We start from the raw sequence: 16352 nt of genomic DNA on the forward strand, positions 1-16352 counted from the left end.
ACAAGTCAGGCGTGCACATGGAACACCATCAACACCGGGACGCACCGGTACTGAACAAGTCAGTGCCGGTGCGCCACCCCGGCCGGTGGATCAGCGCCGTCATCATTCTCGCGTTCGTTGCGGTGTTCCTGCAGAGCCTGGTTACCAACCCCAACTTCCGGTGGGACATTGTCGGCACCTACATCCTGGACGTGAAAGTGGTCCAGGGCGTGGGCTGGACCCTCCTGCTGACGGTTGCGTCAATGGTGCTGGCGATCGTCCTGGCCATTCTGCTGGCGTTCATGCGGCAGTCCGACAACCCGATCTTCCGGTGGTCCAGCTGGGTCTGGGTGTGGTTCTTCCGCGGCACCCCTGTCTACACCCAGCTGGTGTTTTGGGGCCTGATCGCAGTTCTGTACCCCAAGATCAGCGCCGGTGTTCCGTTTGGGCCCGAACTCTTCAGCCTGGATACGGCGAGCGTGGTCAATGCGACCGTTGCCGCGATCCTCGGCCTGGGCCTGAACGAGTCCGCCTACCTGGCGGAGATCTTCCGGGCCGGCCTCAAGTCCGTGGACCGGGGCCAGCAGGAAGCTGCCGAAGCGCTGGGCATGTCCAAGGGCAAGATCATGTGGCGCATCATCCTGCCGCAGGCCATGCGCGTGATCGTTCCGCCCACCGGCAACGAAACGATCGGCATGCTGAAGACCACCTCGCTGGTCCTCGCCGTTCCGTTCACGCTGGATCTCACGTTCGCCACGAACGCCCTGGCCAACCGGACCTACCTGCCGGTTCCGCTGCTGATTGTGGCCGCAATCTGGTACCTGGTGATCACCAGCATCCTCATGGTTGGCCAGCACTTCATCGAGGCCTACTACGGCAAGGGCGTGGACAACCTCGCCCCGGCAGCCGTCAACCCGGCTGCCGCCAAAGCGGCCGGTGCCGGCGCTGATGCCCAGCGGTCAATGAAGACGGACTTCCCCGAGGAGAGTGCACGATGACCGTCACAGCAGAGAAGCCGCTGGTCAAGATCGAGGGCCTCCACAAGTACTACGGTCAGCACCATGTCCTGCGGGGCATCGACATGACCGTGAACCAGGGCGAGGTGTCAGTGGTGATCGGGCCTTCCGGGTCCGGCAAGTCCACCATGCTGCGCTGCGTCAACCTCCTTGAGAGCATCAGCGCCGGCCGGATCTCCGTGGGCGGCCAGCTGATTGGCTACCGCGAGGTCAACGGCAGGCTCCATGACCTCAAGACCAAAGAGATCGCCGCCCAGCGCCGCGAGATCGGCATGGTGTTCCAGCGGTTCAACCTGTTCCCGCACAAGACCGCGCTCCAGAACGTCATGGAAGCGCCGGTGCATGTGAAGGGCCAGTCCAAGGCTGCCGCCCAGAAGCGGGCGCTGGAGCTGCTGGACCGGGTGGGGCTCGGCGACCGCGCCGGCCACTACCCCTCCCAGCTGTCCGGCGGCCAGCAGCAGCGCGTTGCCATCGCGCGGGCCCTGGCCATGGACCCGGAGCTCATGCTCTTCGACGAGCCCACCTCAGCCCTGGACCCGGAGCTGGTGGGCGATGTCCTGAACGTGATGAAGGACCTGGCCAAGTCGGGCATGACCATGATCGTGGTGACCCACGAGATCGGCTTCGCCCGCGAAGTGGGTGACACGCTGACCTTCATGGACGGCGGCGTGGTGGTGGAATCGGGCGACCCGCGCGAGATCATCGCCAACCCGCAGCATGCGCGCACCAAGGAGTTCCTGGGCCGCGTGCTCTGACGCGGTTCCACACTTTCGACACGCAAATGCCCTGTCGCTACCGGTATATCGGTAGCGGCAGGGCATTTCCGCGTCCCGGGGGGATTCTGTGCGTCGATGCTACTGGCCGGAGAGGACGCCCTCGACCGCGGCAGACACTGCTTCCTTGATCCGGGTGTGGAGCTGCCGCAGCGACCGGCGGTCCGTCCGGACCTCCACGATGCTGCGCCCCTGCACAGGCTGGCTTAGCGCTTCGGCGAGTCCCGCCGTCGTACTGACCAGGGAATGTCCGACGCCGTACGCTGCGGCGAGTGCCGCAATGTCCACGGAGTGCGGGGTGCCAAAGAGGCGTTCGACGGCGCCTCCGTAGCGGCCGCATTCCTCCACACCCCCGTGCTCGAGCAGGCTGAAGATGGCACCGCCGGCGTCATTCAGGACCACAATCCGCAGGTCCGGTTGTTCTTCGCCGGCGCCGAGGAGGAGGCCGCCCGCGTCGTGCAGGAAGGTCACGTCGCCCAGCAGGACGGTGGTCTGCTGCCGGCCGCCCAAGGCGATGCCGGTGGCGGTGGAAATGGTGCCGTCGATGCCGGCCAGGCCCCGGTTGGCGTAGACGATGGCGGCTGGATCGTGGGCGGGAAGTCCAGCGAGGTCAACGTCGCGGATGCCGTTGGAGGAGCCGAGCAGCAGCTGGCCGCGCGAGTGCTTCCAGACCTGGGAAGCAACCGAAGGACCCGTGGCGGGCGGCTCTGTGGACAGCACCTGGTCCAGCGCATGCTGTGCCGCGGACCCGGCGAGCAGCCACGAGTCCAACCAGGTGGAGCTGCCGCGGCCGGCGAACCCGGCGAGGTCCGCCAGGTTTTCCAGCGGCAGCTCGGTGCGGCGTCCGGGTTCGTACCAGGCCACCGGGACGGGCTGGTACAGGGCGGATTCCACGTCGGCGCTTGCCAGCAGCGCGGCCACCGGACGGGACAGCGTGGGCCGGCCGAACAGCACTACGCGCTCGATAGGCTGCGCCGAACCGGTCCTGAAGTGCTCCAGCAGCAGCCGGTAGGGGCCCACGGCGTTGGGGCCGAAGCGGGAGTTGGAGGATGGTTCAGCGAGCAGCGGCAGGTTGTGGGCGCGGGCGAATGCTTCGGCCACCGGACCGGCGTCGTGCCCTGCCAACACCACCGTGCGCCGCTCCGGCAGGGTCTCCGGGGCCGGCGGCAGGTTCATGACCAGCGGCTCGGCTCCCACCCGGTAGCGCTGCCGCTCCACGGCGTCGGGCAGTCGATCCTCAGGAGCGGGCACCAGCGGGTCGCGGAACGCGAGGTTGAGCTGGACCGGGCCCGGCGGAAGGTCCGGGAACGCGCCGGTGGCTGCGGAGAGTCCGGTCCGGAGGGCCCGCTCGGGGTTGGTGCCGGCGGGAACATCGGCGGCGAACCGGACGTGCTCGCCAAAGAGGTCCGGCTGCACCGTGGTCTGGTTCGCACCAGTCCCGCGCAGCTCTTCGGGCCGGTCCGCGGACAGGACGATCAGCGGGACGGCGGCATGGTTGGCTTCCATCACCGCGGGCATCAGGTTTCCGACAGCGGTCCCGGACGTGGTGAGGACGGCTGCGGGCGAGCCGCTGGACAGGGCAAGGCCCAGCGCGGTGAAGCCTGCCGCGCGCTCATCGATCCGGACCAGCAGGTCCACCCGGCCTGCCGCCGAGGCCTCGGCGAGGGCGTATGCCATGGGGGCCGACCGCGAACCCGGCGATACCACCACGTGCCGCACGCCGCCGTCGAGCAGGACCTCGACGGCGATTCGGGCGGCAGCGAGGGCGCTTAACTCAGGAGCAGGCGTCTCCGATTCAGGGGTGTCCAGTTCAGGAGTATGCGTCTCCGGTTCGGCCTCGGGGGTGTCGGCAGCGGGGGTGTCCGGAGTCGGTTCGTTCAGCGAAGTCACCAACCCAGTTTGCCACCCTCCGACGCCCCATCACCTCCCGCCCCAATCCACCACACGCCCCATCACCTCCCGCCCCAACCCACCACACGCCCCATCACCTCCTGCCCCGGCGGCCCCGGGAAGTGATGGGGCGTTCCCGAGAAGGGGGCTAAAGGTGATGGGGCGTCGCCGGATAGCGGGCGGAACGTGATGGGGCGTCGGGAGAGAGCGCAAGCTCACACGAGTTAGGTAAACTTCACCCAAGCAAGAGATCCCAGCACCCGAAGGACCACCCATGAAGCGCAAGGCCACCGCCCTCGACGTCGCCAAGCTGGCAGGCGTGTCGCGCAGTGCGGTGTCGCTGGTGCTGAACGGCCGCGGCGACGGCAACGTGGCACTCGAAAGCCAGCAGCGGATCCGGGAGGCAGCGGCAGCGCTCAACTACTCCCCCAACAAGATCGCCCTGAGCCTGCGCAACCAGCAGTCGCGGGTCATTGGAATCGTGTCCGACCAGGTGGTCACCAGCCCGTTCGACGGCAACATCATTGCCGGCGCCGATGCGGTGGCCCGCGAACACGGCTTTGTGACCGTGGTGATGGACACCGAGCTGGATGAGTCCCGCGATGAGAGCGCCGTGGAAACCCTGCTGGACCGCCAGGTGGACGGCCTGATGTACGTGACCGTGGGCCTGCGGCCGCTGCACGTGCCCGCAAACATGGCGCGTGTACCGTCGATCCTGGCCAACTGCTTCGATGACCGTCCGGAGGCAGGGCTTCCGGCCGTGATTCCTGACGAAGTGCGCGGTGGCCGGGAAGCCGCAGAGCACGTGATGTCCCTGGGCCACCGGGACATCGCATTCCTCGCCGGCGACTCCCTGACCCCCGCGGCGCCCCGCCGGATCGAGGGCTACCGTGCGGCCTTCAGCGGCGCGGGGATGCCCGTCAACGAGGACCGCGTCATCCAGGTGGGCTGGGACATCGACGCCGGCTTCCACGGTGCCATGAAACTCCTCGAAGGCGTGGAACCGGCCGCCCGGCCCACTGCCATCCTGTGCGCCAACGACCGTCTGTCCATCGGTGTAGTGCTGGCCTGCTACCGACTGGGCCTGAGCGTCCCGCAGGATGTGTCCGTCATGGGGTACGACGACGAATTCCGCATCGCGAAGGCCATGGTCCCGGCGCTGAGCACCATGGCCCTGCCGCTCCGGGAGATGGGGGCGACGGCCATGGCGTCACTGCTCGCCGAGGTGGGGTCTGCACCGGAGGGAACGTCCGACGACGGCGGCCCGGCTGCCGCCGTCGTCTCCGGCACCGCGAGGGAAACGATGGTTCCCTGCCGGCTGGTGGTCAGGGAATCCACCGGCCCGGTCCCGGCCGGACGCTGACCGCGCCGCCGGCCGGGACCTACCGGACGGGTTTGGAGCGGGTTACGCGGGCCTGGCCAGGCTCCAGACGTCTGCCGTTGCCCCTGCGGGAAGGCTCAGGTGCCACTCCTCCCCCGCAGCCGGGTAAGCACGCAGCGTGGTTGCCACCGACCCGGAATGGTACACCTCCACCAGGGAGGCATCCACGAACACCCGCAGCTCCTCCCCCGCGTCGACGCTGCCGCTGAAGACCACCTGCCGGCTTCCGTTCCCCACCAGGAGCAATTCCACCGCACCGCCCTTTGCTGCGGTGACCACGGCCTCGGCGAAGGCAGGCAACGGCACCATTCCGGATGCCTGGCCGGCGAGCAGGTCCCCGCGGTAGGCATCGACTTCCGGGGCAGGGCTGACCGCAAGGGAACCGTCGATTATCGAAAGCTCGCGCGGGAAGGTCAGGACTCCGGCCCACCCGGCGGCGTCGATCTCTGCCTGGCTGCGGCCGCGGCGCCCGTCCCGCCCGGGGCCTTCGTTGGCCCAGCCCCACAGCAGGGCCCGGTTCTCCAGGGACACCACCTGCGGGGCGTAGAAGTCGCGGCCCAGATCGGACTTTCCGCCGGTCCGCGGCGTGAAGACGGGCAGCCCTGTGGCGGGGTCTTCGGCAAGCGATCCGATCAGGTGGCCCACGCCGTTGGCGTGTTCGTGTGAGTCGCCGGCGAGCCAGAGCGAGAACATCATCAGCCAGGTGCCCCCGGCAGGGGCATCGTTGTCGGGCACCTGCACCAGCTGCGGGCACTCCCAGATCTCCGCTGGGGTGAACGTGGCGGCAACAGGGTTCTCCGAGGTCAGCCAGATGCCCTGGTACTTCCAGTCGGTCAGATCGTCCACGGTGTAGAGCAGCAGGGCGGCGTGCCCGTTGGCCAGTCCGGCGCCCTGCATGGCGTACCGCTTGCCGTTGAAGCGGAAAATGAACGGGTCCCGCACTGCGGTCACCAGTCCGTCGGCGGGCATGGTGGCGGAAACGTGGCCTGCCTGCTCCCAGTGGACAAGGTCCTCCGAGCCGCGGGCGATGACCACCTGTGAGTGGCCCCCGTCGCCGCGGACGCCGGAGTAGGCAGCGGTGGGAACACCGTCGTCGTCCGTCACCACCCCTGTCCAGCAGCCGTACTCGTCGGGGCCGCCATCCTGCGGGCGAAGCGCCACGGGGTGCTCCTCCCAGCGGACCAGGTCCGCCGAGCTCACGTGTCCCCAGGCGATCCTGTGGTGCCGGGCCGAGTCCGGGTTGTACTGGAAAAACACGTGGTACCGGCCGTTGATGAAGCTGATGCCGTTGGGGTCGTTGATCCAGCCCTGTGCCGGGCGCGGGTGGAAGCGGGGGAAGGCGGGGTCGGGGTGGGCGGCGGCAACGTCGTCGAAGGTGACGGTGCCGGGATGGACGGCGGCGAGGTCCGGGGAGGTCATGGAACGGCCTTTCGGGCTTGAGGGAGGGAGGTTTACTTGCCGGTTCCGGCTGTGAGGCCGTCCTGCAGGGCGCGTTGGCCGAAGATGAAGACCACCAGCGCGGGGATCATGGACAGGACTACGCCCGCCAGGACCACCGAGATGCTGCCAGTGCCCAGGTTGCCCTGCAGTGAGACAAGGCCCAGCGGGAGCGTGAAGTTCTGTTCGGAAATGGTGAGGATCAGCGGGCGGAAGAACTCGTTCCAGTGGAAGTTGAACGCGAGGATTCCCACGATCGCCATGCCGGGCATCGCCAGCGGCGCGTACACGGAACGGAATGTCCGCCAAGGGCTGGCGCCGTCGATCGACGCGGCTTCGGCGAGTTCTGCCGGCAGCCCCATGAAGTACTGCCGCATCAGGAACGTGCCGAACGCCGTCGGGATGGCCGGCAGGATCAGCGCGAGCAGGGTGTCGGACAGGCCCATGCCGCGGATCAGCATGAAGACGGGGACGATCGTCACCTGCACGGGCACCATCATGGTGGCCAGCACGATCGAGAACAGCGCCCCTCGACCACGGAATTTCAGGTGCGCGAACGCGTAACCGGCCAGGGCTGCGGAGACCATCTGGCCCACTGCGATTACGCCGGTGACCAGGGCGCTGTTGAGGACCAGCAGGAAGATATTCAGCTGCTTGAATACTTCGCCGTAGGAGGTGAAGTCCGGGTTCCAGGGAATGAAAGACGGCGGCAGCTTGAACGATTCCGACGGCGACCGCAGCGACGTGGACAGGGTCCAGAGCACAGGTCCGAGCGTGAGGGCGGCCGCGAGCAGCAGCAGGAGGGTCCGGACGGCGAAATTCCAGTTGAACTTCTTCCGGTTGGGCGTGGTGATGGGGAGGCCTTGGGAGAGCCGGGGGGAATGTCCGGCCAGGCCGTGGTCAGTTGTGGTTGTCATGGCTGGCCTTACTGGTAGAAGACGAATCGTTTGCTGAGCCGGAACTGTGCGGCCGTGATGGCCATGATGATCAGCGTGAGCAGCACGCCGATGGCGGACGCCTGGCCGAATTCGAGCCGCTGGAACGCCGATTCGAAGATGACCATGACGGCGGTGCGGGTGGAGTCGCCGGGGCCGCCGCGGGTCAGGACGTAGGGCTGGTCGAAGACCTGCAGTGCGCTGATGATGGCCATGACCGAGGCGACGAGCGTGGTGGGGCTCAGCAGCGGCAACGTCACGTGGAGGTGTTTGCGCCAGCCGGTGGCGCCGTCAATCGCGGCTGCCTCGTATGTCTCGACGGGAATGGAGGCAAGGCCCCCGATGAACAGGAGGAAGGAGAAGCCGAAGTTCTGCCAGACGTACACCAGGATCACGACGGCGGCCGATCCGCCCGGTGTGGTCAGCCACGGCACGGCGGGGATGCCCACCAGGGACAGGAACCAGTTGACCACGCCGAACTGTTCGTTGAAGAGGTACCGCATGAAGATGGACACCGAGGCGGCGGACAGGATCAGCGGGAAGAAGAACGCGGACCGGAAGAACACCCGCAGCCACGCCGGCATCTTCTCCTGCACCATGACCGCCAATGCCAGGGCGAGTCCCAGCTGGAGTGCCACCGCCACCACCACGAACACGATGGTGTTCAGGAAGGACACCCGCACGGTGGGGTCCTGGACCACTTCCGAGAAGTTATCGAAGCCCACGAAGGTTGGTGCCGAGATGATGTCCCAGCGGAAGAAGGCAAGGACAACCGAGGCCACGATGGGAACCAGGGTGAACAGGCCCATGCCCAGGATGGTGGGCGCCAGGAAGATCCAGGCCAGCCAGCGCTGGTTGTGCCCGGCTCCGCTGCGGCTCCCGGCGCTCGCGGCACCGCCGGAGATGTTGGCGCCGCTGGTGCGGGCCGTCGTCGTACGTGCCCGGCCGGCAGCCCGCTTGGGCCGTTCCCGGGGCGGGGTGGTGGTGCTCATGACTGCCTCCTCAGGGCCAGTTCAAGGTCGCGCTGCATGGATGCGAGGGCCTGCTTGAGCTGCTGCTCGTCCCCGCTGACGGCAAGGGATACGTTCTTCATCAGGGCCGTTTCGACGGCGGCCTGCTGGGGTGGTGCCGGGATGGGGCCAGTGGTGGGGAACCGGTCCAAGGTGTCGTAGAAGACCTTCCAGTGGGCGGGACCCTTGCCGGCATACAGCTGTTCGTTGACCATGGAGCGGCGCGCCGGCGTGGTGATCGGGCTAGGGAAGATCAGCTCCATCGCCTCGCGGCTGGAGCTGAACTTGATCCATTCCCAGGCGGCATCCTTGTCCTTGGCGGTCTTCATGATCGCGTAGCCGGCGGTGCCGAACTGGTGGCGCTGGGTCTTCCAGCGCGGGAAGAACTGGACGTCGAAGTCGTTGGCACCCATGCCGGCCTCATGCAGGCCCTGCACCCAGTAGCCGCCGGCGGGCGTGGTTCCGATCCGGTTGGAGGCGAACAGGCCCACCAGGGAACTGCCCCCGCCTTCTTCCGGCCGGACGCCCAGTCCGTCCTTGACCAGGCCGCGGAGGTAGTCGAAGGACTCGAACACCCGGTCGTCGTTCGCGTTCGGTTCCAGCCACTGGTAGCCGCCGGAGCGGAGGCTGCGGGAGGGGTCGTTGGCGTAGAAGCCGTCCCAGAGCCAGTCGCCGCCCGCGGACCGGGTCTCTTTGAGGAAGCTGGTGTCGTTGGCGTAGAGCCACGGCACCACACCGCCGAAGAGCCGGTTGGTCCAGTAGTAGGGCGTGAAGTCGGAGGTCCGGGCCTTGCGCATCGCGGCGAGGCTGTTGCGGAAATCGATGTGGGTCCAGTCGTCGGCCGGCTGGTCCAGGCCTGCCTGCGCGAACGCGGCCGTGTTGTAGTACATGTTGGCCGCGTTCCAGTCCATGGGGAGCTGGTACAGGCTGCCCTTGTACATGAAGGCTTCCACCAGGCTGGGGTGGACGTCGTCGAAGAATTCGCGCATGTCCGCAGCATCGCGGCGGATGTACTCGTCCAGCGGGTGGGCCAGCTTTTCGGCGAACAGCTGGGCGCCCTCGGTCGCCACGTACACCACGTCCGGCGGGGTTCCCGCGGCCACCATGGTGAGGATCTTGGTGAAGAAGTCTTTCCAGTCCACGGCCTGGATGGCTTGGACCTTGACCCGGATCTCCGGATGGAGGCGGGTGAATGCGTCGATGGCACGTTGGCGGGCGGCGGCGTCCGCGGCGGTGCCCATGATGGCGATGCTGAGGCTGTTGTCCCCGCGGCCCGGGATGTCCGTTCCGGAGAGCCGCGGCCACGACGCCACGGTTGCTCCGATGATTCCCGCGCCGAGGGCACCCAGGGCGGTACGGCGGGTGATGTCCCGCAGGTGCCCGTTTATGGCTCCGGTCATGTCGTTTTCCTTCCTAACACGTGTTAGGAACTGTAGATTACGAACCTAACACGTGTCAAGCATCACATGGAGCGCCTCCACGGCAGCTGGGAGAGACGCGCGTTTAAGCCCGAAACGCCCGCCCACCATTCCGCCGGAAAGGGCGGAAGGTGAGCGGGCGTTGACGGAAAAGTCGCCAAAGGTGATGGGGCGTTGACGGAAACGTCGCCAAAGGTGATGGGGCGTCCCCGGAACGGGGGCCAAAAGTGATGGCGCGTCCGGGTGGGCCGGGTTAGCCGCGGAAGACCTGGACCACTGAAGGACGGGGCGCGCGCACCTGGCCGGGGGCCGGCGTCGCACCTGCAGGGACGTAGTCCGGGAAAAACGAGTTGGGCGCCTCGAAGGTGCCGTCCTCGCCCGGGTGCTGCACGGAGACGAACACCGTGCGCTCGTCGTCGTGGATGACCGGGCCGCAGGTTTCGGCGTCGCGGGGAACGGAAAGGAACTGCTCCACCTTGCCCCGCTCGACGCCGTGCAGGGTGACCTTGAAGAGGCCGTCGTTGTAGCCGATGCCGGAAGGGGCGCCGTCGGTGGAGATCCAGAGGTTGCCCACGGAATCGAAGGCCACGTTGTCCGGGCAGGAGATGGGCGAAACCTTGTCCACCGGGTAGCCGGAGAAGTAGGTGACGTCACCCTGCGCCGGATCGCCGCAGACCATCAGGAGGGTCCAGTTGAACTTGGTGGAGGTCTGGTCCCCGGTTTCGGTGATTTCCACGATGTGGCCGTCGCGGTTCTGGGTGCGCGGGTTGACCTCGGTTGCGCCTTCCTTGGTGCCGGTGCCGCGGTCGGAGTTGTTGGTGCAGACCACGTAGACCTTGCCGGTGTGCAGGCTGGGCTGGACGTCCTCGCAGCGGTCCATCTTGGTGGGCCCAACCTTGTCCGCTGCGAGCCGGGTGTACACCAGGACCTCCTCGACCGACATGCCCGGGACGGCGGACTTGCCGGCAACCATCAGGGGCAGCCATTCGCCGGTGCCGTCGAAGGCGCCGTCGGAAGGAAGTGCCCCGGTTCCGGTGATTTCCGCAGCGGGTGAGTTGCCGGTGAACTTGGCAACGTAGAGGTCGCCCTCGGACAGCAGGTTCATGTTGTGCCTGCGGTCGCCCTCACGGTATGTGTCCGCCGAGACGAACTTGTAGAGGTAGTCGAACTTCTCGTCGTCGCCCATGTAGGCCACCACGTGGCCGGATGCGGCCACGATCACGTTGGCGCCCTCGTGCTTGAAGCGGCCCATGGCGGAGCGCTTCTTGGGGGTGGAGGTGGGATCGAACGGGTCGACTTCGACGATCCAGCCGAAGCGATTGGCCTCGTTCTCGTAGCCGGCGTTGCGGGTGTCGAAGCGGGGGTCATCGAGTTCCCACTTGCGTGCGGTGGGCTTGGCGGTGAGACCGTAGCGCTTGTCGCCGGCTGACGTGCCGCCGGCCACGAAGTAGCCGTTGAAGTTTTCCTCGCCGGAGAGGATGGTGCCCCAGGGGGTGGTGCCGCCGGAGCAGTTGCCGAACGTGCCCTTGATGGCGCGGCCGGACGGGTCGGCCACGGTCTTCACCAGCGCCGAGCCGGCAACCGGGCCGGTGAGTTCGTAGGTGGTGTCGGAGAGGTAGCGGCGGTTAAGCGGCGCGCCCTTCACGTAGCTCCACGGCTTGGTGGTGTTCTTGCGCTCCAATTCCACCACGGCCAGGCCATGGGCGGCGCGGCCGATGGCGCGGGTTTCCACGGGGTCGCAGCCGGCGGGAACCATGATGCTTTCGTTGGTGTACTCGTGGTTGGTGAACAGCACCGCGCGGCGGCCCTTGCTGCCCGGAATCTCCACGATGTCCGTGTAGTCGTTGTTGTAGCCAAACTGGCGGGCCTGGGCTGCCGCGGTCTGGTTGTCCAGGTCGAACTCCGGGGAATCGCTGAACAGCGGGTCACCCCAGCGGATGATGGGCTGCCAGGTGAAGCCCTCCGGAACGGTGAACGCGTCAACAGCCTTGTCCACCGGCTTGATGGCGGTGAACTGCAGCTTGGAGTTACCGAAACCTTCCTTGGCGGCCTTGGACAGGCCCGCGGCGGAGGCAGGTTCAGCGGAGCTCACGGCTGAACCGAGGGCGACGGCGAGGGCACCGGCGGCGCCAAGGCCCAGGGCGGCACGGCGGGACATGGTGGCCGAGGCGATGTCGCGGAAGTAGCTGTTGGAGCTGGTGTTGCAGACGTCACCGGCGCAGGCGTTGTCGCACTTGAGCGCACAGGTGACGGGGCTGCGCTTGCCCTTGGTATGGCCGAGCATGGGCAGCAGGGTGAACTTGCGGGCAGTTTCAGACATGGGGAACCTTCCAAGGAATCTCACTGGGGATGCCCGATCACCCTTCCAGCCTCTTCCTACGGCTGCCCATCAAATGGATGAACTTAGGGTGAACCCCCTGTGACCTGCAGGAACGCTGCCTATTCCCTCATCGGTTGCTCCGTACCTGCCGTTTTGAGGCCTCAAAACGACAATTACGGAGCAATCGATGGGGTGAGGAGGGCGTGGACGCGGCGGAGCCGGTCAAGCCACCAGTCCCGACGTTCCGCGGGCGCGGCAAACCGCTCCAGCAGCCCGACGTCGGCGGCCACGTCGCGGAGGCGGATGGCGCCGTCGTCGGCCACCAAGGGGTCCAGGGTGACGTCGGATTCAAACAGGGACACCGTGCCCAGGCCGCAGGCGTAGGGCAGCTCCGGCAGGGCGGCGGCCAGCGCCAGCCCGGCCCGGATGCCCACGGAGGTGTCCAAGGCGGAGCTCACGACGGCGGGAAGTCCGGCCTGTGCCACGATGTCCAGGGCGCGCCGCACTCCCCCAAGCGGCGCCACCTTGACCACGATCAGGTCCGCCGCGCCGGCCCGGGCAACGCGGAGGGGATCAGTTTCCTTGCGGACACTCTCGTCCGCCGCGATCAGCACCGGAGTCCCGGCGTCCCGCAGCCGGGACCGGACCTCGGCCAGCCCCTCAGTGGACCGCACCGGCTGCTCTGCGTACTCCAGCCCCACCGGCGCCAGCCGGGTCAGTGCCTCCACGGCGGCCGGTACGTCCCACCCGCCGTTGGCATCCACGCGCACGGCCGCGTCCGGTAAAGCGGCGCGGACGGCAGAAAGCCGCGCAACGTCGTCGTCCAGTGACTGCCCCTGCTCCGCCACCTTGACCTTAACGGCGTCCACCCGGCCGAACCGGGCCAGCACGTCCGGCACCCGGTCAGCGGAAACCGCCGGCACCGTAGCGTTGACGGGAACCGATGTCCGCAGCGGCGCGGGAAAGCCATGCCACCCAGCCTCGATGGCCGCGGCCAGCCACCGCGCGGCCTCGGCGTCGCCGTACTCCGGGAACGGGCCAAACTCGCCCCAGCCCGCGGGGCCGCGGAGCAGGAGGGACTCCCGCTGCGTGATCCCGCGGAACTTCACCCGCATGGGCAGGCTGACCACGTGGGCGCTGGCCAGCAGTTCCGCGAGCGGGGGAACTGGTTGGGGCGGGGTACCAGGGGCAGTCGGGAGACCGGGGTTGGGCATGCCGTTTACTGTACGCCGCTGGTCCGGAGCGCCCAGTTACTCCCGCACCACCCGGATGGTGCCCAGCGACGGGTCGGCCGGATCGGGCAGGACCATCCCGGCCTTCAACCCCGATTCCAGGTACTCAATGACCGCTTCGTTGATCCTCTCGCCGGGAACAACCACGGGAATGCCGGGCGGGTAGGGCGTGATCTGCTCGGCAGCGACCCGTCCCACAGCTTCCCGCGCGGGCACATCTTCACGGGGACCGAAGAAGGCGTCGCGGGGAAGGGCAACCGTCTCCAGTTCCAGGTCCCACGGCGAAGGCAGGGAAACCTCCGGAGGGGACGGAAGCGAAGGGGCTGCGTCAATAAGGGCACGCAACGCCGCCAGCAGCCGCTCCGCGGAGGCGTCGTCATCGGCCATCGACATGGTTGCCATGATGCGGCGGTGGTCACTGAGCCCCATGTCAATGCGGCAGTTCTCCCGCAGCCAGTCCGCCGCCTGGTAGCCGCTGATCCCCAGCCCAGAAAGGTCCATGAGGATCTGCAGCCGGTCCAGGTCGTGCGAGGATTCGGCGGCGAGGAGCTCGTCCTCCAGCACATGGATCCCGGGGAGCGCATCGATGTCCCGGCGCAGCCTCCGGGCCAGCCCCAGCGCATTGCCAAGGAGCTCGCCCCCGTGCTGGACCATCTGGCGGCGCCAGCCATCAATGGCCGAGTACAAAATGGCATTCGGGCTGGTGGTCATCAGCAGGTCAGCACACTGGGACAGGTGCGCGGCGTCCACCAGGTCCCCCTGGAGGTGGTAGACGGAACCCTGCTCGAATCCGGCACCCATCTTGTGCACAGACACCACACAGACGTCGGCGCCGGCGCTCATCGCCCAGGTGGGCAGGCCCTCATGGAAGGGCAGGTGCGCACCCCAGGCCTCGTCCACGATCAGGGGCTTCCCGCGGTCGTGGCAGATCTTCGCGATGGCGGCGATGTCTGCGCAGGTGCCGTAGGGCGTGGGGCTGACGATCAGGGCGCCGGCCGCATCCGGATGGCGCTCCCACATCTCCTCCACATCTGCGGGTGACGGCGGGTGGGCAATATGCAGGTTGGGGTCCCAGCGCGGCCGGATCCAGCGCGGCTGGATGCCGGAGAACACCAGTCCGGCCGTGATGGATTTGTGGGCATCGCGGCTGACCAGCAAATCACCTTTGCCGGCGGCAACGGCGATGACGGCAGCCTTTACGGACAACGAGCTGCCGCAGGTGGAGAAGAAGGCCTGGTCGGCACCCACGGCATCAGCCATCAGCTGCTCTGCCTTCTTCAGGTATCCGCCGGAGGAGGAGCGGTCGTCCAGGCCTGCCGAGGCGAGGACGTCCGCGCGGAATGTCTCCGCCCCAAGGATGTCCCGGACGCGGGGATCGGCGCCGCGGCCCTGCCGGTGGCCGGGCGGGGTGAAGCCGTAACGGTCCAACTTGTGATAGCTGTCCAATGCGTCCAGCAACGGCGCTTCGTTATGGTCCATGTTGTTGTTCCTTTCGTTGGATCGGTCAGTAAGGCCTTGTGCGGCGTTCAAAGCGGCGCGGACGACGGCGGCAGCACCGGCCGGCGGCCGGGCTAGGCTCCGGCGATGGTCGTCCAGACGCCAATGCCGCCTGCCACCACCATGACTGCCGCCGTGAACCAGCCGAGCGTGGCGGCGAGCCGGCCGTTGCGGTACTCGCCCATGATGGCCTTGTCCCGCGAGATCAGCATGGTGACCACCAGGAACGGGGCCGCTGCAATGCCGTTGACGGTGGCACTGAAGACCAGGAGGCCGATGGGGTCGGAGGAGAAGAAGCTGATGAGGACACCAGCCACCATGCCGATCCCCAGCAACGTGTAAAACAAGGGGGCGCGCCGCGGGCTGAGGTCCAGGCCCCAGTCCCTGCCGAGCAGGCCGGCCAGCCCCGCTGCCCCGGACGCCGCGAGTACCGGGACGCCGAGGATGCCGGTGCCGATGAACCCGGCGGCGAACAGGACCGTGGCGGCCGGTCCCACCACAGGGTCCAGCGCCTTGGCCACGTCGGCAGCCGTATTCACTTCGGTACCCTCCCTGCCCAGGGTTGCTGCCGTGGCTGCCATGATCGAGAACATCACCAGGACGGAGAAGACCATCCCGATGAACACGTCGGCCCGGGCCTTTCGGAGGGTGTGGGCGGCGACGGCAGCATCGGGGCGGTCCTTCAGTCCCACTGCCTCGTCCCCGCCGTGGTCCTCGGCGCGCAGCTCCTGCACCCGGTGGGCGCTCTGCCAAAAGAACAGGTAGGGCGAAATGGTGGTGCCAAGCACGGCCACAATCAGGCCAAGGTACTCCGGGGCGAAGCTGAACTTCATTCCCAGCATGCCTTCCAGGACGTCGGCCCAGTCCACATTGGCGACGAACAGGACGGCCACATACGCCAGCAGCGTGACGCAGAGCCATTTGAACACCTTCGCAATGACGGCAAACGACCCGCTCAGGAGCGCCGCGGCGATGCCAATACCCGCAAGCACGCTCCACACGTGGTCGGGGCCGGCGCCAAGCATCTGCATGCCCTGCCCGATCGCCATCAGGTCCGCGGCGGCGTTCAGGATATTGCCCACTAAGAGTGCGGTGATCAACACCGCAATCACCACCCGCGGGCGGCGGGAGAACTTGCGCCTGGCCAGCCTGCCCAGGCTTTCGCCGGTGGCCAGCGCCGTGCGGTCGCAGATCTCCTGGACGGCCATCATCATGGGCAATGTCACCGGCGCGGTCCACAGCATGCCGTTGGAAAAGACCGCCCCGGCCTTGGCGTAGGTGGCGATCCCCGACGGATCATCGTCCGCCGCGCCGGTCACTAGGCCGGGCCCGAGCATCGAACCGAAACGGCGCAGGAGCGACTTCCGTCCAACCCTCGCTGCCGGGTGATCGACTTGGGGCCGTCCGGTAATTTCGGCCTTGCTCATTCAGTTTTCTCCGCTCACCATCGACCGCTAAGCCGCC

General features: G+C 67.5%; 12 protein-coding genes. 3 read left to right on the plus strand and 9 right to left on the minus strand.

What is annotated here, in order from left to right; all coding sequences use genetic code 11:
- Positions 1-17 precede the first annotated feature (17 nt).
- Together ACTHQS_RS04870 and ACTHQS_RS04875 are read left to right on the plus strand one after the other, a co-directional pair.
- Complete coding sequence (locus ACTHQS_RS04870; protein ID WP_440166558.1) at positions 18-977, plus strand: amino acid ABC transporter permease; 960 nt, start codon at positions 18-20, stop codon at positions 975-977.
- Positions 974-1750 (plus strand): amino acid ABC transporter ATP-binding protein, encoded by a 777-nt coding sequence (locus ACTHQS_RS04875; RefSeq protein ID WP_440166560.1) that lies wholly within the window; start codon positions 974-976, stop codon positions 1748-1750. The genes ACTHQS_RS04870 and ACTHQS_RS04875 overlap by 4 nt, the downstream gene beginning before the upstream one ends.
- Before the next feature lie 99 nt (positions 1751-1849).
- On the opposite strand, the gene menD is transcribed toward ACTHQS_RS04875, so the two are convergent.
- The gene (gene menD / locus ACTHQS_RS04880) at positions 1850-3577 is read right to left on the minus strand and encodes a 2-succinyl-5-enolpyruvyl-6-hydroxy-3-cyclohexene-1-carboxylic-acid synthase (protein ID WP_440166676.1); all 1728 of its coding nucleotides are present in this window, start codon (positions 3575-3577) and stop codon (positions 1850-1852) included.
- 355 nt (positions 3578-3932) lie between these two features.
- On the opposite strand from menD, the gene ACTHQS_RS04885 reads away from it, so the two are divergent.
- Entirely contained in the window at positions 3933-5021 is a 1089-nt protein-coding gene (locus ACTHQS_RS04885; protein ID WP_440166562.1) for a LacI family DNA-binding transcriptional regulator, read from the plus strand.
- Positions 5022-5063: 42 nt separating this feature from the next.
- Here ACTHQS_RS04885 and ACTHQS_RS04890 read toward each other — a convergent pair whose 3' ends face one another.
- The 8 genes from ACTHQS_RS04890 to ACTHQS_RS04925 form a co-directional block, all read right to left on the minus strand.
- Positions 5064-6458: a glycoside hydrolase family 32 protein gene (locus tag ACTHQS_RS04890; RefSeq protein WP_440166564.1), complete on the minus strand. Its 1395-nt coding sequence runs from the start codon at positions 6456-6458 to the stop codon at positions 5064-5066.
- Positions 6459-6490: 32 nt separating this feature from the next.
- The gene (locus ACTHQS_RS04895; protein ID WP_324642781.1) at positions 6491-7393 is read right to left on the minus strand and encodes a carbohydrate ABC transporter permease; all 903 of its coding nucleotides are present in this window, start codon (positions 7391-7393) and stop codon (positions 6491-6493) included.
- An 8-nt stretch (positions 7394-7401) separates the two neighbouring features.
- Entirely contained in the window at positions 7402-8403 is a 1002-nt protein-coding gene (locus ACTHQS_RS04900; RefSeq protein ID WP_440166565.1) for a carbohydrate ABC transporter permease, read from the minus strand.
- Complete coding sequence (locus tag ACTHQS_RS04905) at positions 8400-9821, minus strand: extracellular solute-binding protein (protein WP_440166566.1); 1422 nt, start codon at positions 9819-9821, stop codon at positions 8400-8402. Before ACTHQS_RS04905 ends, ACTHQS_RS04900 begins: the two co-directional genes overlap by 4 nt.
- A gap of 271 nt (positions 9822-10092) precedes the next feature.
- The gene (locus ACTHQS_RS04910; protein WP_440166567.1) at positions 10093-12159 is read right to left on the minus strand and encodes a PhoX family protein; all 2067 of its coding nucleotides are present in this window, start codon (positions 12157-12159) and stop codon (positions 10093-10095) included.
- Between the two features lie 173 nt (positions 12160-12332).
- The gene (locus ACTHQS_RS04915; RefSeq protein WP_440166569.1) at positions 12333-13373 is read right to left on the minus strand and encodes an o-succinylbenzoate synthase; all 1041 of its coding nucleotides are present in this window, start codon (positions 13371-13373) and stop codon (positions 12333-12335) included.
- A gap of 36 nt (positions 13374-13409) precedes the next feature.
- The gene (locus ACTHQS_RS04920; RefSeq protein WP_440166571.1) at positions 13410-14870 is read right to left on the minus strand and encodes an aminotransferase class I/II-fold pyridoxal phosphate-dependent enzyme; all 1461 of its coding nucleotides are present in this window, start codon (positions 14868-14870) and stop codon (positions 13410-13412) included.
- A 92-nt stretch (positions 14871-14962) separates the two neighbouring features.
- A complete protein-coding gene (locus tag ACTHQS_RS04925) occupies positions 14963-16315 on the minus strand; it encodes an Nramp family divalent metal transporter (RefSeq protein ID WP_440166573.1) in 1353 nt (450 codons plus the stop codon).
- Between the last annotated feature and the right edge of the window lie 37 nt (positions 16316-16352).

The sequence above is a fragment of the Arthrobacter sp. SAFR-044 genome (genome assembly GCF_051965175.1).
Classification (GTDB): domain Bacteria; phylum Actinomycetota; class Actinomycetes; order Actinomycetales; family Micrococcaceae; genus Arthrobacter.